Source organism: Sinomonas cellulolyticus, from assembly GCF_014656475.1.
Taxonomy (GTDB): domain Bacteria; phylum Actinomycetota; class Actinomycetes; order Actinomycetales; family Micrococcaceae; genus Sinomonas; species Sinomonas cellulolyticus.
The window spans coordinates 1-25,109 of record NZ_BNCM01000013.1 but is presented as its reverse complement, the minus strand read 5'-3'; the positions used below and the strand labels follow the sequence as shown (position 1 = coordinate 25,109).

General features: G+C 68.8%; 25 protein-coding genes and 1 tRNA gene. 17 read left to right on the top strand and 9 right to left on the bottom strand.

All coding sequences use genetic code 11. From position 1 onward, the window contains the following. Nucleotides 1–6: 6 nt before the first annotated feature. Nucleotides 7–753 (bottom strand): ABC transporter permease, encoded by a 747-nt coding sequence (locus IE231_RS14750; RefSeq protein WP_189694749.1) that lies wholly within the window; start codon nt 751–753, stop codon nt 7–9. Nucleotides 754–815: 62 nt separating this feature from the next. Here IE231_RS14750 and IE231_RS14745 point away from each other — a divergent pair, with 62 nt between their 5' ends. From IE231_RS14745 to IE231_RS14735, 3 genes are all read left to right on the top strand, one after another. Then, the gene (locus IE231_RS14745; protein WP_229867069.1) at nt 816–2,297 is read left to right on the top strand and encodes an FAD-dependent oxidoreductase; all 1,482 of its coding nucleotides are present in this window, start codon (nt 816–818) and stop codon (nt 2,295–2,297) included. A 121-nt stretch (nt 2,298–2,418) separates the two neighbouring features. Then, nucleotides 2,419–3,924 (top strand): APC family permease, encoded by a 1,506-nt coding sequence (locus IE231_RS14740; protein ID WP_189694748.1) that lies wholly within the window; start codon nt 2,419–2,421, stop codon nt 3,922–3,924. Nucleotides 3,925–3,970: 46 nt separating this feature from the next. Then, complete coding sequence (locus IE231_RS14735) at nt 3,971–4,570, top strand: TetR/AcrR family transcriptional regulator (protein ID WP_189694747.1); 600 nt, start codon at nt 3,971–3,973, stop codon at nt 4,568–4,570. Between the two features lie 139 nt (nt 4,571–4,709). Here IE231_RS14735 and IE231_RS14730 read toward each other — a convergent pair whose 3' ends face one another. Then, complete coding sequence (locus IE231_RS14730) at nt 4,710–6,155, bottom strand: catalase (RefSeq protein WP_189694746.1); 1,446 nt, start codon at nt 6,153–6,155, stop codon at nt 4,710–4,712. A 76-nt stretch (nt 6,156–6,231) separates the two neighbouring features. Further along, on the bottom strand, nt 6,232–6,684 hold the full coding sequence (locus IE231_RS14725; RefSeq protein ID WP_189694745.1) for a Fur family transcriptional regulator: 453 nt from the start codon (nt 6,682–6,684) through the stop codon (nt 6,232–6,234). A 92-nt stretch (nt 6,685–6,776) separates the two neighbouring features. Between IE231_RS14725 and IE231_RS14720 the strand changes: the two genes are divergently transcribed. The 7 genes from IE231_RS14720 (at nt 6,777) to IE231_RS14690 (ending at nt 12,325) form a co-directional block, all read left to right on the top strand. After that, nucleotides 6,777–7,526: an alpha/beta fold hydrolase gene (locus IE231_RS14720; protein WP_189694744.1), complete on the top strand. Its 750-nt coding sequence runs from the start codon at nt 6,777–6,779 to the stop codon at nt 7,524–7,526. Further along, nucleotides 7,523–8,335 carry an esterase/lipase family protein gene (locus IE231_RS14715; RefSeq protein ID WP_189694743.1) on the top strand — a complete coding sequence of 271 codons (813 nt, stop codon included), beginning with the start codon at nt 7,523–7,525 and terminating at the stop codon, nt 8,333–8,335. Before IE231_RS14720 ends, IE231_RS14715 begins: the two co-directional genes overlap by 4 nt. Nucleotides 8,336–8,360: 25 nt before the next feature. Beyond that, nucleotides 8,361–9,239: a zinc metalloprotease HtpX gene (htpX, locus tag IE231_RS14710; RefSeq protein WP_189694817.1), complete on the top strand. Its 879-nt coding sequence runs from the start codon at nt 8,361–8,363 to the stop codon at nt 9,237–9,239. Between the two features lie 4 nt (nt 9,240–9,243). After that, nucleotides 9,244–10,236: a ketopantoate reductase family protein gene (locus tag IE231_RS14705; RefSeq protein ID WP_189694742.1), complete on the top strand. Its 993-nt coding sequence runs from the start codon at nt 9,244–9,246 to the stop codon at nt 10,234–10,236. Nucleotides 10,237–10,322: 86 nt separating this feature from the next. Beyond that, nucleotides 10,323–11,594, top strand: coding sequence for an MFS transporter (locus IE231_RS14700; RefSeq protein ID WP_189694741.1), 1,272 nt, complete (start codon nt 10,323–10,325; stop codon nt 11,592–11,594). Between the two features lie 67 nt (nt 11,595–11,661). After that, nucleotides 11,662–12,147 carry a hypothetical protein gene (locus tag IE231_RS14695; RefSeq protein ID WP_189694740.1) on the top strand — a complete coding sequence of 162 codons (486 nt, stop codon included), beginning with the start codon at nt 11,662–11,664 and terminating at the stop codon, nt 12,145–12,147. Then, nucleotides 12,110–12,325: a hypothetical protein gene (locus IE231_RS14690; RefSeq protein WP_189694739.1), complete on the top strand. Its 216-nt coding sequence runs from the start codon at nt 12,110–12,112 to the stop codon at nt 12,323–12,325. The genes IE231_RS14695 and IE231_RS14690 overlap by 38 nt, the downstream gene beginning before the upstream one ends. An 80-nt stretch (nt 12,326–12,405) precedes the next feature. On the opposite strand, the gene IE231_RS14685 is transcribed toward IE231_RS14690, so the two are convergent. Then, a complete protein-coding gene (locus tag IE231_RS14685) occupies nt 12,406–12,891 on the bottom strand; it encodes a YajQ family cyclic di-GMP-binding protein (RefSeq protein ID WP_189694738.1) in 486 nt (161 codons plus the stop codon). Between the two features lie 189 nt (nt 12,892–13,080). Here IE231_RS14685 and IE231_RS14680 point away from each other — a divergent pair, with 189 nt between their 5' ends. Then, a complete protein-coding gene (locus tag IE231_RS14680; RefSeq protein ID WP_189694737.1) occupies nt 13,081–13,401 on the top strand; it encodes a hypothetical protein in 321 nt (106 codons plus the stop codon). A 136-nt stretch (nt 13,402–13,537) separates the two neighbouring features. Next, nucleotides 13,538–13,619 (top strand) — tRNA-Tyr (locus IE231_RS14675). 25 nt (nt 13,620–13,644) lie between these two features. Here the strand turns inward: IE231_RS14675 and IE231_RS18635 are convergent. The 4 genes from IE231_RS18635 to IE231_RS14655 all read right to left on the bottom strand — a co-directional run bounded on the left by IE231_RS18635 (nt 13,645) and on the right by IE231_RS14655 (nt 19,416). Next, nucleotides 13,645–14,100 (bottom strand): integrase core domain-containing protein, encoded by a 456-nt coding sequence (locus IE231_RS18635; RefSeq protein WP_189694816.1) that lies wholly within the window; start codon nt 14,098–14,100, stop codon nt 13,645–13,647. A gap of 982 nt (nt 14,101–15,082) precedes the next feature. Next, the gene (locus tag IE231_RS14665; protein WP_189694736.1) at nt 15,083–16,582 is read right to left on the bottom strand and encodes a hypothetical protein; all 1,500 of its coding nucleotides are present in this window, start codon (nt 16,580–16,582) and stop codon (nt 15,083–15,085) included. A 694-nt stretch (nt 16,583–17,276) separates the two neighbouring features. Further along, nucleotides 17,277–18,311: an NAD-dependent epimerase/dehydratase family protein gene (locus IE231_RS14660; protein ID WP_189694735.1), complete on the bottom strand. Its 1,035-nt coding sequence runs from the start codon at nt 18,309–18,311 to the stop codon at nt 17,277–17,279. A gap of 37 nt (nt 18,312–18,348) precedes the next feature. Continuing rightward, nucleotides 18,349–19,416 carry a glycosyltransferase gene (locus IE231_RS14655; protein ID WP_189694734.1) on the bottom strand — a complete coding sequence of 356 codons (1,068 nt, stop codon included), beginning with the start codon at nt 19,414–19,416 and terminating at the stop codon, nt 18,349–18,351. A gap of 116 nt (nt 19,417–19,532) precedes the next feature. Between IE231_RS14655 and IE231_RS14650 the strand changes: the two genes are divergently transcribed. From IE231_RS14650 to trxA, 3 genes are all read left to right on the top strand, one after another. Further along, a complete protein-coding gene (locus IE231_RS14650) occupies nt 19,533–19,979 on the top strand; it encodes a MarR family winged helix-turn-helix transcriptional regulator (RefSeq protein WP_189694733.1) in 447 nt (148 codons plus the stop codon). Continuing rightward, complete coding sequence (locus IE231_RS14645) at nt 19,976–21,250, top strand: MFS transporter (protein ID WP_189694732.1); 1,275 nt, start codon at nt 19,976–19,978, stop codon at nt 21,248–21,250. The genes IE231_RS14650 and IE231_RS14645 overlap by 4 nt, the downstream gene beginning before the upstream one ends. Nucleotides 21,251–21,372: 122 nt before the next feature. Then, nucleotides 21,373–21,750, top strand: coding sequence for a thioredoxin (trxA, locus tag IE231_RS14640; RefSeq protein WP_189694731.1), 378 nt, complete (start codon nt 21,373–21,375; stop codon nt 21,748–21,750). Nucleotides 21,751–21,832: 82 nt separating this feature from the next. Here trxA and IE231_RS14635 read toward each other — a convergent pair whose 3' ends face one another. After that, nucleotides 21,833–22,111: a putative quinol monooxygenase gene (locus tag IE231_RS14635; protein ID WP_189694730.1), complete on the bottom strand. Its 279-nt coding sequence runs from the start codon at nt 22,109–22,111 to the stop codon at nt 21,833–21,835. A 34-nt stretch (nt 22,112–22,145) separates the two neighbouring features. Between IE231_RS14635 and IE231_RS14630 the strand changes: the two genes are divergently transcribed. Both IE231_RS14630 and IE231_RS14625 read left to right on the top strand, forming a co-directional pair. After that, nucleotides 22,146–23,846: an AMP-binding protein gene (locus IE231_RS14630; protein ID WP_189694729.1), complete on the top strand. Its 1,701-nt coding sequence runs from the start codon at nt 22,146–22,148 to the stop codon at nt 23,844–23,846. 47 nt (nt 23,847–23,893) lie between these two features. Beyond that, entirely contained in the window at nt 23,894–24,919 is a 1,026-nt protein-coding gene (locus IE231_RS14625) for a hypothetical protein (RefSeq protein ID WP_189694728.1), read from the top strand. The last annotated feature ends 190 nt before the right edge of the window (nt 24,920–25,109 follow it).

Sequence of the window (25,109 nt, the reverse complement as noted above, 5' to 3'; positions counted from 1 at the left end):
CGGATCTCATCCGGGGCGCCCCCACGCGAAAGCCGTGCACAGCCACAGCGACACCGCGGCGGAGATCGCGTCCACGGCCAGCAGCGAGACGAGGACCACGAGCTGCACGATCGCCGCATCCACAGGACTGGCTCCACCGAGCACCATGCCCACGAACGCGCCCGGCAGGGTCACTGTGCCGACGGTGCGCGTCTGGTCCAGCGGAGGCACGAGCGCTTCCCGGGCGGTGTGCCTCGCGACCAGCAGCCGGGCTGCGGGCCACTCGAACCCGAGTGCCACGGCGGCCTCCACCTCGCCATGCCGCCCGAGGATCTCGGCGGAGACGCGGCGCCCTGCGAGGCTCGCGGTGGTCATCGCGCCGCCCACCTGCTGCCCGACCATGGCGATGACGGCCAGCCCGCTGAACGGCAGCACCCCGGTCGCGAGGAGCACTGCGGCCGCCGGGACCACTCCCGCGGCGATGGGAGCGGCGGCCAACCACCATCGCGTCGGGTCGACGCGGCGCCCGGTCGTGGCAGTGGCGATGGCGAACATCAGGAAGGTGAAGGCCAGCGCGAGCCACGGGCTCTGCCCCAGCCGGGAGACGAGGAGGGCGACGACGGCGAGCTGGCCCACGGCGCGCAGGCTCGCCGTCAGCGGCGGGAGCCACCCGCCGTCGAGCGCCCACCGGTGGACGGCGGCGGCGAGCGCGGCGAGGAGCACGACGGCGACGACGACCCCGGGCCCGAGCCCGAGGAGCGTGGACGTCTGCACGAGAACTACACTAGGAGGTTGTGCGCGGCCAACCGCGCGCAGTCCACCGGAAGGAATCCGACGTGTCCGAAGCCCCCGCCATCAGCGCGGCGCAGCCCGGCCTCCAGCGCGCCCTGCGCGTAGCCATCATCGGCGCAGGCCCCGCCGGCGTCTACGCGGCGGACATCCTCACGAAGTCGAGCGAGGTCAAGGACGGCGACCTGAAGGTCAGCATCGACCTCTTCGACCAGTACCCGGCGCCCTACGGGCTCATCCGGTACGGCGTGGCGCCGGACCATCCGCGCATCAAGGGCATCGTCACGGCCCTGCACAAGGTCCTGGACCGCGGGGACATCCGGTTCATCGGCAACGTCACCTATGGGCGCGACCTCACCCTCGGGGACATGCGCGGCTTCTACGACGCCGTGATCTTCGCCACCGGTGCCCTCAAGGACGCTCCGCTGGACATCCCCGGGGTGGACCTGGAGGGCTCGTTCGGCGGTGCGGACTTCGTGTCCTGGTACGACGGCCACCCCGACGTCTCCCGCGAGTGGCCCCTCACGGCCCGCGAGGTCGCGGTGATCGGCAACGGCAACGTGGCCCTCGACGTGGCGCGCATGCTGTCCAAGCACGCCGACGACCTCCTCGTCACTGAGATCCCGGACAACGTCTACCAGGCCCTGAAGGCGAGCCCCGTGACGGATGTGCACGTGTTCGGCCGGCGCGGCCCGGCCCAGGTCAAGTTCACCCCGCTCGAGCTGCGGGAGCTCTCCCACGCGCGCGATGTGGACATCGTCCTGTATCCGGAGGACTTCGAGTTCGACGAGGCCTCGGACGAGGCGATCAAGACGAACAACCAGGTCAAGACCATGGTCAACACGCTCGCGAACTGGATCGCCGAGGACCAGGACACGGGCGCCTCCCGGCGGCTGCACCTCCACTTCCTGCAGAGCCCGGTCGAGATCTACGACTCGCCGGAGACCCCCGGCAAGGTCGCGGGGATCCGGTTCGAGCGGATGGAGCTGGACGGCACCGGGAACGTCCACGGCACGGGCGAGTACGAGGACTACTCGGTGCAGGCCGTGTACCGCGCAGTCGGCTACCGGGGCTCCGAGCTGGCCGAGATCCAGTACGACGCGCGGCGCGGAGTCATCCCGAACGAGGGCGGCCGCGTCCTCGACGAGGACGGCGCCCCGATTGCCGGCCTCTACACGACCGGATGGATCAAGCGCGGGCCTGTCGGCCTCATCGGGCACACGAAGGGCGATGCCCTCGAGACGATCGGCTGCCTGCTCGAGGACCGGGACACCCTTCCGCCGGCCGAGAACCCGGACGAGCATGCGATCATCGGGCTGCTCGAGGAGCGCGGCGTCGAGTACACGACGTGGGAGGGCTGGAACGAGCTCGATGCCCACGAGAGGGCGCTCGGCGAGGCGTGGACCCAGGCGGCGGCCGACGGCGGGGCTGCCGCGGGCTCCGGCGCGCCGGTCGCCCGCGAGCGGGTCAAGGTGGTGCCGCGCGAGGACATGGTGCGCATATCGCGGAAGGGCCAGAACCAGCAGTAGGAAGCCGGGAGCGCTGCCGTCCGGGATGGCCGCTGTCTCGCATGATGAGACCGTCTGAGAATCTCACAGCGTGGACCCGTAGAGTGGATTGGTTTTTGTCCACCAGCATCAGGAGTCCAGGATGCAGATCTTCCGCACCAAGCCGATCGAGGCCACGATCGCCGAGACCCACGAGCCGGGCCGCCGGCTGAAGCGCTCGCTGAGCGCGTGGGACCTCATGATCATGGGTGTCGCCGTGGCTGTCGGCGCGGGCATCTTCTCGGTCGGCGCCAAGGCCGCTGCGAGCTTTGCCGGCCCGGCCGTGACGGTCTCCTTCGCGATCGCCGCGGTCGCGTGTGCCCTGGCGATCATGTGCTACGCGGAATTCGCCACGGCGATCCCCGTGGCGGGATCGGCCTACGTCTTCACGTACGCGACGATGGGCGAGGTACTGGCCTGGATCATCGGGTGGAACCTCATCCTCGAGCTCTTCACCGCCGGCGCCGTGGTCGCGAAGTACTGGGGCCTCTACCTGAGCAAGGTGTTCTCCCTCGTGGGCGTCGACGTCCCGCCGAGCATCCAGCTGGGCCCGGTCGAGCTCGTGTGGGGGCCGTTCCTGATCGTCTCGGTCTTCACCGCGCTCCTCGTCCTCGGCACCAAGCTCTCGGCGCGCGTGGCCAACTTCTTCACGATCATCAAGATCGCTGTGGTGCTGTTCGTCATCGTGGTCGGCTTCTTCTACATCAAGGCGGAGAACTTCTCCCCGTTCGTGCCCAGCGCCGTCCCCGCCCAGTCCGCTGACACCACCGCGGTGCTCAAGCAGTCGCTCTTCGCGTTCGCCACGGGCGCCGCCCCCGCCCAGTACGGCCTGTTCGGCGTGTTCGCCGGTGCGGCCCTCGTGTTCTTCGCGTTCATCGGGTTCGATGTCGTGGCCACGAGCGCCGAGGAGGTCAAGAACCCGCAGAAGACCCTCCCGCGCGGCATCTTCGCCGGCCTCGCCGTGGTCACCCTCCTGTACATCCTCGTCTCGCTCGCCCTGACCGGCATGGTGCCCTACACGACCCTTGCGGCTGCGGATCAGCCGACCCTCACCACGGCGTTCGAGGCCGTGGGCAACACCGACGCCGCCAAGGTCATCGCGTTCGGCTCCCTCGTGGGCCTCACGACCGTGATCATGGTCCTGCTCATGGGCTTCGCCCGCGTGGTCCTGGCCATGAGCCGCGACGGACTGCTGCCCCGCGCGCTGTCGGTGACGAGCGAGAAGCGTTCCACCCCTGCCCGCCTCCAGATCCTCTGCGGCGTCCTCGTGGCACTCGTAGCGGGTCTGACCAAGGTGGACGTCCTCGAGGAGATGATCAATATCGGCACCCTCTCCGCGTTCGTGGTCGTGAGCCTCGGCGTCATGGTGCTGCGCCGTAAGCGCCCCGACCTCAAGGCGGCGTTCCGCGTCCCGTTCGGCAAGGTCCTGCCGATCGTCTCAGCGGTCCTGTGCCTGTACCTCATGACCAATCTCGCCGTCGAGACCTGGATCTACTTCGCCGGATGGCTCGTAATCGGCCTCATCATCTACTTCGCCTACGGGCAGCGCCACTCGCGACTGAACGAGCGCTTTGCCGCCCAGCGTGAAGCAATCACAGAAACGCAGTAGACAGATCTTGTCACAGAGGTGAGCGTTTGCGTCTAGGATAGAGCGCATGGCGAGACCACCACGGCCGGAGCGGAAGCATGAGCTGCTCGAGGAGATCCTCGACCACCTCCTCGGCTCCACGCTCGCCGACCTGACCTTCAGGAGCATCGCCGACGGGCTCGGTATCAGCAGCTACGTGCTCGTCTACCACTTCGGCAACCGCGAGGAACTTGTCACCGAGATCATCCGCGGAATCATGCGGCGCTACGAGCCGCTCGAGACGGGAGCGCCGCGCGGGGCGTCCCGCGAGGAGTTCCTGGACTGGGCGCGCAGGGCGTTCGAGCTGTGCCTCGACCACCGGGGACGCCACCTGCAGCGACTCGAGTTCGAGGCGTCGGTCCAGGACGTCGTCGCGGAGCGTCCCCGCCGGCTCGGAGTCGAGGAGCATGAGCACTGGCGCAGCTTCCTCGCCCAGTGGCTCCAGAGCTGCGGGGTCCCTGCCGGGCAGGCCTGCTCGCTCGCGCGCCTCTACATCGCCACGGTGATGGGACTGCTCTACGACTTCGTCCTCACGGGTGACAGGGAGGCCGCCCTCGACTCGTTCGGCCTCTTCGCGGACGCCGTCATGGCCCGGCTCGACGCCGTGGCCCAGCACGCCGGCCCGTAGTCCGGAGAGAACAGGTCTCGCGGGAGAACTCGTCGCTTCGCCAGCGACGGGAAGGCCCCGGTGCGTGTGCACCGGGGCCCTCCCGCCTCCAGCGCCCGTGGGCCGGTGCCCTGGCGGGGGCCGGCTCCGAGCGGGGCTGCTACTTCCCGAGCTCCGCGCGGAGCTTGGCGCCGAGCTCGGCGTCCACGTTGGTCCAGTACTGGATGGCCCGCTCCTTGATCTCGGCGCTCTTCACGCCGCCCACGGCGCCCGTGAGGGTCGCGAGGATGCGCTCCCGATCGGCGTCGGTGAAGACCTCGCGGTAGAGGATGCCCGGCTGTACGAAGTCGCCGTCCTCGGCGTGGAGGGAGTGGGCGGCGAGGGTCAGCTCGCCGTCGTTCTCCCAGCCGCCACCGACCACGGCAGGCTCGACGGCAGCGGGGCCGCCGAACGAGTTCGGCGCGTAGACCGGCGTCGAGGCCGAGTTGAACGAGATGCGTCCCGCGCCGTCCTGGCTGTAGTTGCGGACCTCGTTCTTCGGGGCGTTGACCGGCAGCTGCGCGTGGTTGGTGCCCACGCGGTAGCGGTGCGCGTCCGCGTAGGAGAAGATGCGCGCCTGGAGCATCTTGTCCGGCGAGCCCGCGATGCCGGGGACGAAGTTCGACGGCGCGAACGCGGCCTGCTCGATCTGCGCGAAGTAGTTCTCCGGGTTGCGGTTGAGCTCCATCGTGCCGACCTTGATCAGCGGGTAGTCCTTCTTGGACCACGTCTTGGTGAGGTCGAACGGGTTGTACCGGTAGGTCTTCGCCTCCTCGTACGGCATCACCTGCACGTAGAGGTCCCAGCTCGGGAAGTTGCCCTCGGCGATGTTCTCGTAGAGGTCCTGGATGTAGTAGTCCGCGTTCTCACCCGCGAGGCGCTCGGCCTCCTCGTCCGTGAGGCTCTCGACGCCCTGGTTCGTGTGGAAGTGGTACTTGACCCAGAAGCGCTCGCCCTCGGCGTTGATCCACTGGTAGGTGTGCGAGCCGTAGCCCTGCATGTTGCGCCACGTCTTCGGGAGTCCGCGCGGACCCATGAGCCACGTGACCTGGTGGGCGGACTCGGGGGAGAGGGTCCAGAAGTCCCACTGCATGTCCGCGTCGCGCAGGTGGCTGCCCGGGAGGCGCTTCTGCGAGTGGATGAAGTCGGGGAACTTGATGCCGTCGCGGATGAAGAACACCGGCGTGTTGTTGCCCACGAGGTCGTAGTTGCCCTCGGTGGTGTAGAACTTCACGGCGAAGCCGCGCGGGTCCCGCCACGTGTCCGGCGAGCCGTTCTCGCCGGCCACGGAGGAGAAGCGGATGAGCATGTCGGTCTCGACACCCGGCTGGAAGAGCGCGGCCTTGGTGTACTTGGAGACGTCGTCGGTGGTCTTGAAGACGCCGAATGCACCGCCGCCCTTGGCGTGCACGACGCGCTCCGGGACGCGCTCGCGGTTGAACTGCGCGAGCTTCTCGACCAGATAGTGGTCGGTGAGGATGATCGCGCCGTCAGCGCCGACGGACTGGGCGTGCGCATCCGAGGCGACCGGGGCCCCGGACTGGGTGGTCGAGTAGTTGACCGTCATATCTCTCCTTCTGTTCCGCGCATGCCTTCTGCGCATGCGCTTTTTCGGTTTCCGTGGGAGGGAAGTCTGTGGGTGCTCAGGCGGCCGGCGTGGGCGCGCCCTTCGCGGCGCACTCTGCGCAGACGCCCACGTAGGTGACGTCCGCGATGACGATCGTCATCCCGTGCGTGTCGCTGGGGGTCAGGCAGGGGGCATGGCCGACGGCGCAGTCGACGTCCTCGACGCGGCCGCAGACCGAGCAGATCGCGTGGTGGTGGTTGTCGCCGACCCTGGTCTCGTAGAGCGCGGGGGAGTGCGGGGGCTCGAAGCGGCGAAGCATCCCCAGGTCGGTGAGGTCGCCGAGCACCACGTACACGGACTGCGGGGTGATGTCCGGCAGGTCCTCGCGGGCTGCGGCAAGGATCGCCTCGGCTGAGGAATGCGGGTGGGCATCGACGGCGTCGAGGACCGCGAGGCGCTGCCGGGTGACCCTGCGGCCGTGATCGCGCAGGGCCGAGGCCCAGCCGCTGTGCTCGGTGCTCGCTTCCATGGCCCCATTACAGCACTTATTTTGAGGAACTCACAATAAGGCGAGCCTAAGCTCGCACCTCGTAAGCTGGGCTCAATCGGAAGGGGAAGCTCATGCGAGGGTTCGAGGAGCGCGCCCTGGTCGCCGATGGCCACAGGATGCGGGTCTGCTCGGGCGGCAAAGGGCCGCGGGACTACGTCCTCGTCCACGGCATCGGCGTATCGCCGGCCTACTTCGGGCCGCTCGCCGAGGAGCTGGCGCTCCGCGACCGCGTCCATGCCGTCGAGCTGCCAGGCTTCGGCCGCAGCCCCAAACCACCGCGGCGGCTCTCGATCGAGGACTTCGCGGCCTGCGTCTGGGCGGCCCTCGACCAGCTCGGTGTGGTGTCTCCCATCCTCGTGGGGCACTCGATGGGGTCACAGGTGGTCGTCGAGATGGCCCTCCAGCGACCTGGCATCCCGCTGCTCGCCCTCCTCGCCCCCACGGTGGACGACGCCGCCCACGGTGCCGTGCGCCAGGGGCTCCGGCTGGCCTGGGACACCGCGACCGAGCCTCCCGTGGTGGCAGCAACGATCCTGCGCGACTACGCCCGGTGCGGCCAGCGCTGGTACCTCACCACGGTGCGCTCCATGATGGCCCACCGCATCGAGCAGAGGCTCCCGCTCGTCACCGCGCCCGTGCTCCTCATGCGGGGCGCGCGGGACCGCATCAGTCCCCAGCGGTGGATCGAGCGGCTGGCCCGGGCCGCTCCCGCTGCCCGCGCCTGCGCCGTCCCTTCCCAGGCGCATGTGCTCATGTACCGGGGCGCGGCGGCGGTGGCGGCCTGTCTGCAGGCCGAGGTCGAACGGGTGGCCCTGCGGTGAGCGCCGTGGACGGCTCGCCGCCTCCGAAGCCGCTGCTGCGCCAGGTGGGAAGGGCCTGCTGGATCGCGTGGGGCGTTGCGCTCGACGCCGCCTACGCCGCCGCCCGCCAGGTGGCGGCACTCAGGGCCCGGCGTGGCAGGCGCATCGCCGAGGGGCCGGCGGGCACGCCCACGGTGCGCACGACGTCGGAGCCTCCCCGCGGGGGCCGGCCGCCCGCCGTCGCGCTCATCCCGGGGATCTACGAGCCTGCAGCGTTCCTGGACCCCCTGCGCCGGTGGCTCGAGGAGCGCGGACATCAGGTCGCGGTGGTGGAGGAGCTCGGCTGGAACCTCCGCACGATCCCCGACTCGGCGGCCCTCGTCGCCGGCCGCCTCCGCGAGCTGGGGCTCTCGGATGTGCTGGTCGTGGCCCACTCGAAGGGCGGCCTCATCGGCAAGGAGCTGCTCGTCACCGAACCGGGCCTCGTGCGCGGGATGATCTCCGTCTCCACCCCATACAGCGGCCACCCGTTCTCGCGGGTGGCGCCGACGCCGGCGCTGCGCGCCTTCGGCGCCAGCGACCCCGTGATGCTCGCGCTCGCGGCCGAGAGGGCGGTGAACGCCTCAATCGTGTCCATCGGCGCCGAGGTGGACCCGATCGTGGTGGGCGGCACGCGGCTCGAGGGAGCGCGCAACATCTGCCTGCCGCTCGTGGGCCACTTCCGCATCCTCTCGAACCCCGTCTTCCTCACGGTCCTCGACCGGCTGCTCGACAAGGCGGCCGACTCAGGGAACTCCCTGCCGGAAACAGGAACCGCGGGGTATGAATGAATCGTTGGGAAGGGCGGAGGTAACTGTGCACAACCACTACAACGGGCTCAAGACAGCGGCACTGTTCGGCGTGCTCTGGGCGGTGCTCCTCGGGCTGGGCGCCCTCGTGGGCGTCTGGTCGCGCAGCGGGACGCCCATCTGGATCTTCGCCGCCCTCGGGCTGGCCATGACGTTCTACAGCTACTGGAACAGCGACAAGATCGCGCTGCGTTCCATGCAGGCGTACCCCGTGACGGAGGCGGAGGCGCCGGCGCTGTACCAGATCGTCCGCGAGCTGTCCCAGCGCGCCAACCAGCCGATGCCCCGCATCTACATCTCGCCCACCCAGTCCCCGAACGCATTCGCCACGGGCCGAAGCCCACAGCATGCCGCGGTCTGCTGCACCGAGGGCATCCTCCGCCTCCTCGACGCCCGCGAGCTGCGAGGGGTGCTGGGCCACGAGCTCATGCACGTCTACAACCGGGACATCCTCACCTCCTCGATCGCCGCCGCCGTCGCTGGAGTCATCACCTCCGTGGCGCAGTTCGCGATGTTCTTCGGCGGCGGCGACCGCGACCGGAACGCCAACCCTTTCGCGCTGCTCGCGCTGAGCCTCCTCGCGCCGTTCGCCGCGTCCCTCATCCAGCTCGCGATCTCGCGCACGAGGGAGTACGATGCCGACGAGGACGGCTCCCAGCTCACGGGAGACCCGCTCGCGCTGGCCTCGGCACTGGACAAGATCGAGCGCGGCGTGGGCCGCGCGCCGCTGCCGGCCGGCGACCAGAAGCTGGTCAACACCTCCCACCTGATGATCGCGAACCCCTTCCGCGGCGCAGGGATCGCCCGGATGTTCGCGACTCACCCGCCGATGGCAGACCGGATCGCGCGCCTGGAGCAGATGGCCGGCCGACAGATGGGGCGGTGAACCGATGCGCATCGGCATCATCGGAGCAGGGGCCATCGGCGGAACCATCGCCGCCTTGATGGAACGGGCGGGCCATACCGTCGAGGCGACCGCCCGGGGAGCGCGGCTTGCCGCGATCCAGAACGGCGGTCTCCGCCTCTCGGGCGCATGGGGCAGCCATTTCGCCCAGATCCCCGTCGGGAACCGGCTCACCGCGCCGCCCGACCTCGCCCTCCTGTGCGTCAAGGCGCAGGACGAGGAGGAGAGCCTGCGCGTCCACGAGAGCCTGTTGGAGGGCGTGCCGCTCGTGGTGGTCCAGAACGGACTCGACGGCGCGCAGCGTGCGGCCCAACTGCACACCGGCGGTCCCACCATGGGCGCGATCGCCTTCTTCAGCGCCGACTGCCCGGCCCCGGGCGCGGTGCGCGTCCTGGTTCCCGGGCCGCTCTACCTCGGCACGGGATCCAGCGCGCCGACCCAGGACGCCGTCGACGCCGCGCGGCTCCTGGGGGAGGGGCTGCCCACCGAGGCTGTGGGGAACTTCGTGGGGCACGAGTGGAGCAAGCTCGTGGTCAACCAGATCAACGCCATGCCGGCCATCACGGGCCTCAGCGTGCAGGCCACGCTGGCCGATCCCCGCCTGCGGCGCATCGTCCTGAAGAGCATCCACGAGGCCGTCGCGGTCGGGAAGGCCCAGGGCATTGAGTTCGGGGAGCTCAACGGCATGCCGCCGTGGCTCCTCGGCCTCCTCGGCTCTGCCCCGCGTCCCGTCGGCTCCCTCGTGCTGCGCATGCTCGGCCGGCGGCTCGGCCACCAGCCGGTGCTGGGATCGACACTCCAGAGCATCGAACGCGGCCAGCCCACCGAGATCGACTACCTCAACGGCGCTGTCGTCGCCAGGGCCAAGGCCGTCGGCCTCTCGGCCCCCGTCAACGAGGCGATCGTCCAGCTCGTCCACGAGGTGGAGCACAGCCACAGCTACTACACCCCCGAGCAGGTCGTGCGCCGCCTCGGCTGAACTGGGGGGAGCAGGCTGCACGACGGCGGTGACCGGCCGCCGTCGTGCGCCGAACCGGTGCGCTGAGGCGCCACTAGGCTATTGCGGTGCGCAACTATCTGGCCGACACGTCCCCGCTGACCGAGAGCCTCGAGTTCCGGCGGCTGTGGATCGGGCAGCTGTTGAGCATCCTCGGGTCGCAGCTGACCGTCACGGCGGTGAGCCTGCAGGTCTACGACCTCACCCGCTCGAGCTTCCACGTGGGCCTGCTCGGCCTCGTGGCGCTCGTCCCGTTCGTGTTCGCGGGCCTCTACGGCGGTGCGATCGTGGATGCGCACGACCGCCGGAAGGTGGCCATCGCCTCTTCGTGGGTGCTGTGGGGCACCAGCGCCCTCATCGCGCTGCAGGCCTGGCTGCGGCTCGAGAACGTCCTGCTCATCTATGTGCTCGTGGGAATCCAGGCGCTCGGCACGGGGATCAACATGCCGGCGCGCAGTGCCATCATCCCCAGGCTCATCCGCCCCGAGAAGCTGGCCGCGGCCAACGCGCTGAACATGATCACGTTCGGGCTCGGCGGTGCGGCCGGACCGCTGCTCGCCGGCGCGCTCGTGGCCAGCGTGGGGTACGGCTGGACCTACACGTTCGACGTGCTCAGCTTCACCGTTGCCATGTGGGCCCTCTTCCGTCTTCCCGCCCTCCCCCCGGAGGGCGCCATCCGCAGGGCGGGGATCCGTTCGGTGGCCGAGGGATTCGAGTTCCTTGGCACGCGGCCGAACATCCGCATGACGTTCCTCATCGACATGTGCGCCATGGTCTTCGCCATGCCCCGGGCAGTCCTGCCCGCCGTGGCGGTGCTCGTGCTCGGCGGCGGAGCCGCGACCGCCGGCGCCCTGCTCGCCGGTATCGCGGCGGGCACGTTCCTCGGTGGCCTGTTCTCGGGTCCCGTCGCGCGCCTGCGATGGCAGGGGCGAGGGGTCCAATGGGCCGTGGTCGCGTGGGGGGCGAGCATCCTCGCGTTCGGGATCGTGGTGCTCGCGGCCGGTCGCACCTCCCCGAGCGGCCCCACGTGGTGGATCGTGCCGGCGATCCTGTGCATGGTCGCCGCCGGCGCCGCGGACTCGGTGAGCGCGGCACTGCGGTCCACGATCCTGCAGGCCGCCACACCGGACTCGATGCGCGGCCGGCTGCAGGGCGTCTTCACCGTGGTGGTGGGCGGCGGCCCCCGGCTCGGGGACGTCTTCTCCGGGGGGATGGCCTCGTGGCTCGGTGAGGGCACCGCCATTGTGGTCGGCGCGCTCGTGTGCATCGCGCTCGTGTGGGTGCTGCACGCCGCCCAGCCTAAATTCGCCCGCTACGACGCGGAGGACCCGACGCCGTAGCGGAGGAGCGCTTCGCTCGTAGACTGGCCGTGGCCGAGCACTGCGAGCGCGAGCCAGGAGGTGGCAGATGAACCCGAGCTTCATCCCCGTCCTGGTGGCGGTCCTTGCATTGCTCGGCGTGGCCGTCAATGCCGGCGTGACCCTCGTGCAGGGCAGGAAGGTGCGCGATCAGGCTGCCGATCTGGCGAAGGCCTCTGGCCGCCAGGCCGAGGAGATCGCGGCGCGTGTGGACGCGCGTGAGACGGCGACCGATGCGCGGCGGGACTGGTGGGAGCGGGTCAACGACACGATTGACAGGCTCTATGGCTCCGACGAGGCCGGCCGGAACGTTGCCCTCGTGATCCTCGAGGGCCTCACCGAGTCGAAGTGGGCCCAGGACGAGGACAAGGCCCTGCTCGTGCGCGTGCTCGCCGCCTACAATGAGGCAGCGCTGGCCGAAGCATCCTTCGAGCCTGCGAGGGGAGGTGCGAGGCTTGTCGATCCAGGCGTCCAACATCAGGGCGGCCCGACTCCAGATGAAGCTCCTGGAGGAGCTGGGCCAGCCGGTCCCTGACGGGGTCAGGGACCTTGCCGAGGCGGTGCCGGGGCGGCCCGCAAGGCGTCCGGCGCTGGCCGAGGTGCCGGATGCGGACGAGCGCGGCCTCGTCCGGGAGCTCGCCGACCGGACCAGCCTCCCCGAAGCCGAGGTCGAGGCCATCGTGGCGGCGATCAGCGCCCTCGCCGAGGAGTAGGCCGCCGTCCTGTGCCGAGCACAGCGACGGCCGCCCACCCGAGCAGGGGCGAGCGGCCGTCGTCGTGCATCAGCGGGGTGTCAGCGGAAGTTCACGAACTGCAGGTCCACGTCCTCGTACCCCTTCAGCAGGGCGATGGTGGACTGGAGGTCATCGCGGGACTTGGAGGAGACGCGCAGCTCGTCGCCTTGGATCTGCGCCTTGACGCTCTTGGGCGCCTCGTCGCGGATGAGCTTGGAGATCTTCTTGGCGTGCTCCTGCGAGATGCCCTCCTTGATGGAGGCCTCGATGCGGTACTCTTTGCCGGAGGCGAACGGCTCGCCGGCCTCGAGGGACTTCAGCGAGATGCCGCGCTTGATGAGCTTGGACTCGAAGACGTCCAGAACTGCCTTGACGCGCTCCTCTGCGTTGGCCTTCATGAGGATCGTCTCGCCGGAGAAGTCGATCTCCGCGCCCACGCCCTTGAAGTCGTAGCGCTGGGCGATCTCCTTCTGCGCCTGGTTGAGTGCGTTGGCGACCTCCTGCTTGTCCACCTTGCTGACAACGTCGAACGTCGAATCTGCCATGGGAACCTCCGGGGAATCGTTGGGGCCGATGCTGCCCCCAGCCTAGCTGGTTGGGCGATTCTCAGGCCGGGTACTTCCCTGCTGACGGGACGCCGTTTGCCACAGTTCACTCACAGCCGAAGCCCAGTCGGATCGCACGTGGGGGTGGAAGCGTTGGTACTGGTGAACCGCCGGTAGAGGGAGGAACCAGTGGCGACGAAGACAGGCTCTGAGGGCACCGAAGGCAAGGACGCCCCGTCCATGAGGACCATTGCAGGACGGGCAGTTGCGGCAGCTGGCGGCGTGGTCGTTGCCGCGACTCTCGCCACCGGGATCGTGATGTCCCCGGCGCCCTCGGCAAGCGCACGCCTGGTCGGCGTGCACGAGGACCTGGCCCGCGCGGTGGCGCTGCGGCAGATCACCGACGAGCAGGCGAAGTTCCTCGAGGCGCAGATTGCCCGCGCAATCGCGTCGGAGGAGGCGGCGCAGGCGGACGACGGCGCCGCCGCACCCCCCGCTCAGACCGCATGATTCCGCGCTTATCCGGCTCGGATTGGGCCGTCTCCATCTCGTCTCCACGCCGATTCGACGCGTGGGCGAATGTTCTGTAAGGTTGTCTTGCTCGCACCGCGGAACATGGCTTGGCCAGTGCCGCGGCGTGGCGTTCGGCAGATTACCCGAGCGGCCAAAGGGGGCTGACTGTAAATCAGCTGGCATTGCCTACGGGGGTTCGAATCCCTCATCTGCCACAGTTGTGATGTAGCGGGACATCCTTTACGGATGTGGCGAGACATCGTTGACGCCCCCGGTCTTGGGACCGGGGGTGTTCTGTTTTTTGGGTTGGTAGCCCTTGGTGGGGTCGATGTGGGATTCGGCGAGGATCTCCCCGGTGCCGTGCTCGAGGGCGGTGACTTCGGCGTCGTGGACGAGCAGGATGATCCTCTTGTGCTTGTGGGTGCGGCCGATCCCGAGGTGTTTGAGGCGTCCGGCGTGGCGGAGGGTGGTCTTGCCGTCGGCGTCGACGCGGTCGGTGCGCACGCGGAAGTGTTGCCCCTGGGCGGCGATCGCGGGGGCGGCCTTGGGGGTCGCCTCGTAGGCCTGGGCCGGGGTCTGGCGGTTCAGGGCGCGGTGGGGGCGTTCGTGGTTGTAGATGTGGCGGAACTTGGCCAGCTGGTCGTTCAGGTCCGCGATCGTGTGGGCCTCGGGCTGGCCGGTGAGCCATTTCTTCAGGGTCTGGTGTCAACGATGTCCTGACGTCACACACCTCATCTGCCACAGATCCCCGGGATTCCGGGAAACTTGGGCCCGCTGGAACCTCTACGGGGGGACAGTGGGTATTTCTTTTTGGCAGGTACTGCTTTGGTGCCGAATGGTCCGACCAGCACGGGTGGAGCAGCATGAGGATCTGTCTGAAGACATTCGCGTACGCGGGTTTGACAAGGCCAAGCACCTGTGACCGGTCAGCCAAACGGGTCAGCTCACTGTCGTCGCCAGCGGAGTCTGCTGTCGGTTGGTGAGGTTTTGCATGTCATGAGCAGGCCTGTCGTTGTCTGTCCCGTCGCGCCGGCCGGGGAGCAGAAAGCCCCCGGCGTCACGGTACGAACGCCGGGAGCGGGTGGTGCGGGCACCGGCTGCAGCGGAGGTGCGGGGGCGGGGGCCACCGGTACTGGTTGCTGTGGCGTCGCAGGAGCGGGTGCTGCCGGCATCGGCTGCTGCGGAGCAGCTGGGGCTGGGGCCGGGGGCTGGGCGGGGCCCTGGCTTGCCGGCGTCGTGGAAGCGTCCTGTTTGGGGGTGGTCGCCTTGCTGGGCGTCAGCAGCATCGGGCTTGCACTGCTTGATGCCGAGGAGGAGACAACGGAGTCCGTCCCTGGGGGCGACGATGTTGCCCCGCAGCCAGAAAGCAGTGCGCTAGCAGTCAGCAGTATCAGCGATGCACTGCGCCAGGGTCGATCCGTACTCCGCGCAAGTGCTCGATTCTGTGCGGTCATTTCGCGTCCTACAAGTTCACGGGCACGGGGCTCCGTGCATGACGAAATTGGACTTCTTCGGGTGCGGCGTCCTTGGGCCGACGGTTACCCCCCGGCGCTCACCACGTGGGCGGCCCTGCACCCCGCCGTTGCCCTGGGCCCGGCCGACGCCCAAAGTGTGCGGCCGGGCCTCCGGGAGGGGGCGCTGCGGCCGGTGGGGGACGGCCGCAGCGTGCAGATGGTGATCAGCCGCAGATCGTTCCGACGACTGTTCCGGTTCCGGCGTTCCCGACACCGGGGGCGTAGCCGGGATCCGTCTTGACGATGACGACCTTGCCCACGTTCCCCGTGATTGTCGAGCCGGACTGGGTCACGCTGTCGGTCACGACGACGGCCATGTAGGTAGGGACGCTGGCCGGCGGGTTGGAGCTAGCGCCGCCCGTGGTGGTCCAAGTGGACCCGCAGGTGGGCGGGGCTGCGCTTGTCTCGAAGCCCTTGAAGGCGCTCGGGGCGGTGGCGAGGTTGTTCTGCGCCCACTGCGGGCCCCACCAGTTCACAGTGCCGGCCGTGTTCGCGGCGGTCCCGATCGCGAAGGAGCCGCCGGTGGCGTAGCCGAACGTGAGGACCTGGGTCGTAGCGTCAGCGCAGGACCCTCCCACATCGCAGACATGGACCGCGACCGTGTAGGGGCCGAATGCCGCATAGGTGTGGGTGCCACTGACAGTGAACTGCGAGCCCGAGGTGCCGATCGTTCCGGCCGAGCTGGTGCCGTCGCCCCAGCTCACAGTCGCGGTGTAGTCAGCCACAGCACCATTCGGGTCGGCGTCGGTGAAAGTCGCGAGAGTGTGGGAGACGGGGTTCGTGGAATTGAATGTGAGCCCAGCTGCGCTCAATGCGGCATCAGAGATGGTCACGGCGCTCTGGACGGTTGCCGTGTTCGAGGCATTGTCCGCGTCCGTCACGGTGACGGTCGCCGTGTAGGAGCCCTCTTCGGTGTAGGTGTGTGTTCCGCTGACGGTGAAGTTGCCGCTGGTGCCACTGAGCGTGCCAGAGCTCGTCGTGGAGTCGCCCCAGTCGATCGTTGCGGTGTACTCGCCGGGCGTCGACGTCGTGTCGGCATCCTTGACGGTCGCGACTGTGCCGCTGAACGGCGCTCCCTCGACGGCGTTGACTGCGACGGGCGTTGCCTTGATCAGCGAGTCGATCACAAGGCTCGAAGCGTTCACTGCGCCTTCGAGCGAGAAGTACGTCGATGTGCCGTCGGCCAGACCGCCGACGTTGAAGTTGACCGTCCCGGAGTTGGGGCTGGAGTAGTCCGTGAAGTAGGTCCGCGGGCCGCCGTAGCCGGTGCTGTCCTGCGTGTTGCCGGCGCAATTGGAATTGGCGTACGTGCAGATTCCATCGCCGTCGAATCCGAACGGGATTCCGGTGCCAGAGATCGGCATTGCGGTGATGGTCTGTCCGGAGTTGTTCTGCACGCCGATCAGGGTGTCCTCAATGCTGTCGTACGGCCCAACCGACGGGTCGGTGAGGACCGTGGGGCTGCCGTCCGGGTTTATCACGATGAGGATCGCGCAGGAGGGACTGGCCCCGATGGACGGACACTGGCCGAACGGGGGTGCTGGGTTCGCCGCGGAGGCTGCTGGGGCGACCGCTACGCCGAAGGCCGCGCACAGCGCCACAGAGGCGAGGGCGACTGCCGCTTTCCTGATCGATCTGACCGGTTTCGGCATCTGCATGGACATGGTGACTCCTGCTGCATGTTGGCCCGGGATTCGGGCCGTTTCACTAGACCGTGGGCCTTGCAGCCGATGCTCGGCTGGCAAGGCCCGGTATGCCGCGGAGGCCGTACGACCGGTCCACACACCGGACGCCTCCGGAGCGCGAGAACGCGGTCGGCTGCCGGCCGCGCAGACGTCCCCCACCCCAAGCTTCGAGCCCCATGGCGGCCCACTTCGAGCACTGCCATAGGGATGGGCAAGTCTGTGAGAGCTATGGGGCTGGCCCGTCCTGCCTTCTCGGCCTGACGCAGTGGCCGACTGCCGCGGCATGCCAATGGTCCTCAGGGCCCGGCGCGGAAGATCGAATGTTCAGCCCAGGACGTCGACCGCTCATGACCTTGTCCTCCGTCCCACCCCCGGGGTGCCCGGCCGCTTCATCGACCCGGCCCGGGACCAATTCACCACAGAGGCAGTTACTGCCGCGTTATCGCAGCGTTATCGTCGAGCAGGAGAGGTTTCGGGCCGAATCTACGGATGCGACAAGCCCAGCCAGAAACCAGCCGTAGCTGTCTCCAGCTACACCAGGGCCGGACGGAGCGGATGATTTTGCGCCCCTACTGCGCGCACCTACTGGCGGGCACGCGTGGCCGACGGCGACCGGGTTGATGGATGTCCGAGCGCAATAGGCTGGCGAGATGGTCCAGTCCGCGAGGATGCCTCAGGAATCGGCCTTCTGGTCGCCGGGCCGCAGCGCAGCGGAGGCGGAGACCCCGGCTGCCTCCTGCATGCCGCCGAGGACGGCGGTGACCGCTTCCTGCGACGAGCGCCGGGGCTCCCAGCCGAGTTCCGCGCGGGCTCGGCGGGTGTCCATGATCGGCACCTGAAGCGCCATGTCGATCCACCCCGGGTCGGTGCGCTGGATCCGCAGCTTCCACGAGAGCCAGACGAGGGCGCGCAGCGCGGCCCCCGGCAGGGGGACGGACTTCTTCGCCCCCAGCACCGGCGGGAACGTGGTGGGATTCAGGACGGGCTCCGCCGCCACGTTGAACGCGCCCTTGGCGCGGGCCGCGAGCACCTTCGCGTAGGCGTCCGCCGCGTCCTCGGCGTGGACCGCCTGGAACACCATGCTCGAGGGCATCGGGAGGAACGGCACGCGCGCCCGAGCGATCTCCTGGGGGATGAACCGGCCCAGGAAGTACCGGCCCACCTCGGACGCCTGCCCGGACTGGAAGATCAGGCCGGGCCGCAGCCGCGCCACGGCGATGTCCGGGTGCTCTGACTCGAACCGATCGAGGATGCGCTCGACCGCGGCCTTCTGCCGGCTGTAGTGCGACGTGTGGAGCCCGCCCGTGGGCCAGGACTCGTCCACGCGCTCATCCTTCGGGCCCGGACTGTACGCCCCCACCGAGGACGCGTAGACGAGGTGCTTCACCCCGGCCTCCGCGGCGGCCTCGAACACCTGCCAGCTGCCCTCAACGTTGATGCGGTGCAGCTCGCCCTGCCGGTGGTTGGGCTGGATCACCCACGCGAGGTGCACCACGGCATCGCAGCCCTCGAACGCGCTCCGGAGCGCGGCCACACCGTTGGGGGATCCGATGTCCACCGCGTGCCAAGTGGCCCTCTCGTAGGGAGCGCCGCCCGGGTCCGGCGCGCGCCGTGCGATGCCGACGAGCTCGTGGCCACCTTCGGTGGCCAGCTTCCTCAGCAGCGCGGTCCCCACGTTCCCTGTTGCGCCCACGATGGCGATGCGCATGGTTGCTCCTTCGGCAGTGCGGTCGCTGTCCCCCTGCTCATTCCCGCCGAGCGCGCCCCGCAACCATCTCGAGGACATCCGCGCCGCGGGCGCGACCGTCCAGGGCCCGGGCCCTCTCGCCCATACGCGCGGCCGCCTCGCGGTGCGGCCCGGCCGTGAGGAGTGCCTCGATGGCTGCGCGGATCCGCTCCGGACTCGCCTTGCGCGAGATCCGCCGCCCGACGCCGGCCCGCTGCACTGCCGCGCCGACCCACCGCTGGTCGGTGGCCCAGTCCAGGGGCAGCACGAGGAGCGGCACGCCGTGGGCCAGCGCGGCCACGGCGGTGCCATGCCCGCCGTGGCTGACCACCACGGAGGCCTCCGGCAGGAGCTCGGTGTGCGGGCGCCAGCCGTGCACCTCGACGCCGGAGGGCACTCGCAGCGATCCTGCGGCGAGGCCGCCCAGCGTCGCGACCACGCGTGCGGGCAGGCCGTCCACCGCATCGAGCACACGCTGCCAGGTCGGCACCAGGGCCGGGTACCGGGCGGTGCTCAGGGAGAGCACCACAGTGGGCACGGCGGGCCTGGCGGGAACCGCGGTGACCATCGGCCCGACGTGCACCACCTCCCCATGGCCCCGGTCGAGCTCCGGGATCGTCGGCGCCAGGACCGGCCGGCCGGCGTTGAGCAAGCGCATTACGCGCAGGCCCCGGAGGCGCAGCACGGCGTCGAGAGAGGGGAGCACGCGGCGCAGCACTCCGTCGAGGGTGTGCTCGAGGACCACGTACTCGCGGCCCGCGCGCCGCAGCGCGTCCATGACCCCGAACAGTGCCACGTCCACCACGACCACGTCGGCCGGGTGGGCCGTGAGGTCCGCGAGCACGTCCCGCTGCATCGTCGGGTCGGACGCGATCCGCACCATGAACAGAGGCGTCGGCCCCGAGGGGAAGGTCCGGCTGGTGGAGAAGGAGGCGAAGCGCAGGCCGGGGGCGCGGAAGTCGGCAGCCTGGGCGGCATCCCCGATCACTCTGACCGTGTGCCCCCGCAGCGCGAGCTCCTCGGCGAGGGCGACGGCGGGAACCTTGTTGCCGCCGCCGTCCCACGTCACGAACAGGAATGTGGCCACGGGCCCCCTTCATCGGCTGGTGCCAGCCCTTGCGCGCCATGCTACGGGGGAGCGGGGGACCGGTCGAGCCGGAGCTCGCTTGACCTTAGGTAACCTAACTATTAGGCTACCTAAGTATGAATGAGGAGCTTGCCGGGCTGGCCGAGGCCTTCAGGGATGCCATCCGCTACGGCACCTACATGGCCCGCCGGCTCGACGAGCTCTCCGAGCTGTCCGCGGCCCAGCTGAGCGTCCTGAACATGGTGGCCGGCGAGGGGCTGCGCATGGGCGTCATCGCCAAGAACCTCGGCGTCCGCGTGCCCACCGCCACCGAGCAGGTGGCCCGGCTCGAGAAGGCGGGCTTCCTCGAGCGGTGCAGCGACCCGCGCGACGCGAGGGCCGTCGTCGTGCGCCGCACCGCCGAGGGCGACCTAGCAGCGCAGCGAGCGAACACGCGCCGCACCGAGCGCATGGCAGCCGCCCTCGCGACGCTCGACGACGGTGAACGCGCGGCACTCGCCGCCGCGCTGCCCGTGATGGACAAGATCAACCAGTACGTGATGAATCAGGAGCTGACCGCATGACCGCCGAGACCGGCGTCCAGTCCGAATCCCAGCACGGGTCCGCGCCCGCCCAGAGCAGCGCGCCGCCCCACGGAGCGCACGAGACGCTCGAGGCGGAGAAGGCCTCCTTCTTCCGCCAACCCAAGGCCGTCTGGGCCACGGCCGCCGCCTCCGTGTTCGCCTTCATGGGCATCGGCCTCGTGGACCCGATCCTGCCCGCGATTGCGCAGAACCTGCAAGCCACGCCGAGCCAGGTCTCGCTGCTGTTCACGAGCTACTTCCTCGTCACAGCCGTGATGATGCTCGTCACCGGCTGGGTGTCCTCGAGGATCGGCGGGAAGAAGACCCTGCTGATCGGCCTGGGCCTCATCGTGGTCTTCGCGAGCCTCTCCGGCACGAGCCAGAGCGTCGCGGAGCTCATCAGCTGGCGCGCCGGCTGGGGCCTCGGCAATTCGCTGTTCGTGGCGACCGCCCTTGCCGTGATCGTGGGGGTCGCCTCCGGCGGGACCTCGACCGCCATCATCCTCTACGAGGCCGCCCTCGGCCTGGGCCTCTCGCTCGGCCCGCTCGCCGGAGCACTGCTGGGGGGCTGGCAGTGGCGCATGCCGTTCTTCGGGACGGCGACGCTCATGGCCATCGCCTTCATCGCGATCCTCGCCACCCTGCCGAAGACCGGTCCCGCCGCGCGGAGGACGCGCTTCCGTGACCCCCTGCTGGCCCTCGGGCACTCCGGGCTGCGCTCGGTTGCCGGCAGCGCCTTCTTCTACAACTTCGGCTTCTACACGGTGCTGGCCTTTGTGCCGTTCATCCTCGGCATGGGCGCCTACGGCATCGGCGCCGTGTTCTTCGGATGGGGTGTGGCCCTCGCCCTGTGCTCGGTGTTCGTGGCCCCGCAGCTCCAGTCGCGCTTCGGCGACGTCAAGGTCCTTGCCGGTACCCTCGCCGGGCTGGCCGTGGTCCTGGCGGGCATGGCGGTCTCCGCCGCCGCCCATGCCGTCCCCGCAGTGGTGGTCCTGACGGTGGTGGCCGGCGCGCTGCTCGGCATCAACAACACGGTCTACACCGAGCTCGCGATGGGAATCTCAGACGCACCCCGCCCCGTGGCCAGCGCCGGATACAACTTTGTCCGCTGGATGGGCGGCGCCCTGGCGCCCTTCATTGCCACGTGGCTCGGCGAGACCTACGGCGCCCCCGTGCCGTTCTACGCCTCCGCGGCGGCCCTCGTGATCGCCATCGCCATCGCCCTCTCCGGACGGAAATACGTCCAGGCGCACGAGCCCGCGGCGGTTTGAGTCGCGGCCCAGCGGGCAGGAGGCGGGTAGTCAGAACCTCTGGGAATGAAACCCCTATGGGTATCGTTGTGACTCTCAGACCACCCGAACACGGGACCGCACAAAGGAGCAAGGAGCGCGGCATGGCAACGAAGAACGTCACCGGCGAGGACTTCGCCGAGGTTATCGAGAAGAACGACATCGTCCTGGTGGACTTCTGGGCGTCGTGGTGCGGCCCGTGCCGCCAGTTCGCCCCCACCTACGAGGCCGCTTCGGAGAAGCACCCGGACGTGGTCTTCGCCAAGGTGGACACCGAGGCCGAGCAGATGCTCGCCGCCCAGGCCAACATCACCTCGATCCCGACCCTCATGGCGTTCCGCGAGAAGGTCCTCGTCTTCTCCCAGCCGGGCGCCCTCCCTGCGTCCGCCCTCGAGCAGGTCATCACTGCGGTGAAGGACCTCGACATGGAGGACGTGCACAAGAAGGTCGCCGAGGCGCAGGCCAACGGCCAGCACAACTGATCCTCTCCACGCACGACGGCGCCGCCCCAGCAGCTGGGGGCGGCGCCGTCGTGCGTTTCGGCCCTGCGTCCGAGCAGCCCGGCTAAAGCCGCTCGATCTTCACCGGCTCCGCCAGGAGGGCGCTCAGCGACTCGTTGAGGTCCTGCACCGCCACCCCCTTGGAGTGTGCCTCGAGGTCCTCCTCCGATGCCCAGAGCTCCGAGAGGACCAGCCGGTCCTCGGACTCGTCCGTGATCTCATACCGGAGGCAGCCCGGCTCGCGCTGCACCTCCTCGATGGCGATGTCCAGGGCCAGCTTGACGCGGAAGAACTCGCCCTCGTTGGGGATGAAGGTTGCCTGAAGGCGCACGGGATCACTCATGGGCGAAAGCCTATCCGCTTGGTAGTTTTCAACCATGACCCAGGCTGCGCTTTCGCACACGGCAGGCGAGACGACGACGTCCCTGCTCGAGGAGACCATCGGCACCAACTTCGCCCGGATTGCCGCGCGCTTCCCGGACCGCGACGCGCTCATCGAAGCCGCGGCCGACGGCGGTGCTGACGCCGTCCGGCGCTGGACCTTCGCCGAGCTCGCGCACGACGTCGATGCCGCCGCCCGCGGGCTCCTCGCCGCGGGCGTCGAGCAGGGCGACAGGGTGGGCATCTGGAGCCCGAACTGCGCCGAGTGGACCATCATCCAGTACGCGACCGCGGCGATCGGAGCCATCCTCGTCAACGTCAACCCGGCCTACCGCAGCCACGAGCTGCAGTTCGTGGTGAAGCAGAACGGGATGCGGATGCTCGTGGTCGCCCCGAGCGACCGCGCGAGCGAGTACGTGCGCATGGCTCGCGAGGCGCTCGCGGAATGCCCCGACCTGCGCGAGCTTGTGTTCCTCCCCGCCCCGCACACCACCGGGGGTGCGACGTTCGAGGCCGGCGTGCCGGAGGCACCCGGGGAGACCACATGGGAAGCGCTCGTGGGCCGCGCGGGCGAGGTCCCGGCGTCGGCCCTCGAGGAGCGGGCCGCGACGCTCGCTCCCGGCGACGCGATCAACATCCAGTACACGTCCGGCACGACGGGCTTCCCGAAGGGCGCGACGCTGACGCACCGGAACATCCTCAACAACGGCTACGCGGTCGGAGAGCTCCTCGGGTACACCGAGGAGGACCGCGTGGTCATCCCGGTGCCTTTCTACCACTGCTTCGGGATGGTGATCGGAAACCTCGCCGCGTTCTCGCACGGCTGTGCCACGATCCTGCCCGGACGGGGGTTCAGCCCCGCGGCGGCCCTCCAGGCAGTCCAGGACTTCGGCGGCACGTCGCTCTACGGGGTGCCCACCATGTTCATCGCCGAGCTGGCGCTGCCAGACTTCGCCTCATACCGCCTCGACACCCTGCGAACGGGTGTGATGGCCGGGTCGCTGTGCCCGGTCGAGGTCATGAAGCGCGTGATCGCGGACATGCACATGGAGGACGTGGCCATCTGCTACGGCATGACCGAGACCTCGCCCGTCTCCACCATGACCCGCGAGGGGGACACCCTCGCCCAGCGCACCGAGACGGTGGGACGCACGATGCCCAACCTCGAGTCGAAGATCGTGGACCCCACGGGTGCGACCGTGGAGCGCGGCGCTATCGGCGAGCTCTGCACGCGCGGCTACGCCGTCATGGCCGGGTACTGGGACCAGCCGGACAAGACCGCCGAGGCCATCGACGCCGACGGCTGGATGCACACCCGCGACCTTGCCCGCATGGACGCCGACGGATACCTGGTCATCGAGGGCCGCATCAAGGACATGGTCATCCGCGGGGGCGAGAACGTATACCCCCGTGAGATCGAGGAGTTCCTGTACCAGCACCCCTCCATCCAGGACGTGCAGGTGATCGGCGTGCCGGACCCGAAGTACGGCGAGGAGCTGATGGCCTGCATCATCCTCAAGCCCGGCGCCCCCGCCCTGACCGCCGAGGATGTGGCCGAATACTGCCGCGGCAGGCTCGCGCACTACAAGATCCCGCGGTACGTGGACATCCGCGACTCGTTCCCCATGACCGTCTCCGGGAAGATCCGCAAGGTCGAGATGCGCCAGGAGGCCATCGAGCGGCTGGGGCTGGGCTGAGCATGCCCGCGAGCTGACTCGGTGAATCCGCTCGGTACTATCTATACATGGGGGAAGCTCTCGGCCTGTCTTGGGGAATCACGTCTGCGATATTCGTAGGCTGGTTGATAAGGCTTCTGTACAAGCTCATCCAGCGGAGTTCAGCCGAGAATGGCGCTTCGCCGGCCGCCTATGTTCCATGGACCTATGCTTCCGTGCAGGATATCGTTTCTCGCGGAAACGCCAAGTTCGCTAGATATATTGCATTTCGCGCACTGCCGCCGGCGCTCATCCTGACACTTTACGCGGCGGTTCTGGTGAGGTACACGCCCGAGCGGCCCGCTGCTGCCTTAGTCCTCCTGGCCGCACTCGTGTATCTTGCCTCCACGATAGGAAGGCGGTTCTTCGAGAAGTGGCTAACGCTTGCGGAGAAAAGGTTGCTAATAGCCGCAGCTGCTGTTGTGATCACCGTGGCCTTGGTCGTCGCGGTACTAGCTTCAATTCCCGCGTCGGCGTCCTATTTGACGAGGCTCGCTCCGTCCGTACCTGGAGTCGTTGACAGTCTCTGGGCGTCGCTGATCGCCGCGTTCGTTGTGGTCGCTTACCTAGAGTCCACGAATATGCGCCGCGTTCCTGCCCATCAGCAGGATCCGGCGATGTTCGATCTCTTTGTTGCCGAGGCTCATTCTCGGGACATGGTGCGTTTTGGTCGGCTGATCGAGGATGCGGGTGCCGACCTACGCGTAAGACTCGCTCTCAGTGGAGTGCTCATACTCGAACAGGTCAACCGCCCTGCCCTGTTGCGCAAGTTCGAGCGTGCGTTCGTACGGATTTTCCGACGCGGGGCAACCCAAGGAGTTGCGCAAGTATGGTCGAGCTCCGTGATTTCGGACGAGCGAAGTGTTGAGCTGGCGATCGAGAAGATTTCGGCAGCCCTTGCAGGAAGTCCAGTTGATGGCACCGATGTCTTCAGCAACCTTATGCCTGCACTTATAGATTACAATGACGATCCCAATTATCCCGAATACATGAGGCCGGTTGTGGATGCGCTACTGCGCCTATTCCCGTGGGAGTTCGGGACAGTTCGGGCCTAGTTTCCGGCTTCCGTGGTACTAACGACTAGGTGCGACGTTTCGCGGTTGGGCCCGGCACTGTGAAGTTACCCGAAGGCCATGTCTGGCTGACCCCAAGGCTCAGCAAAGGCGGAGCCCTTTCTCGGGTCTTCGACTTTGAGCGTGGTCCCCTTGGGATGGAAGGGGCTCGCAGTCCTGTGAGGATGGGTGT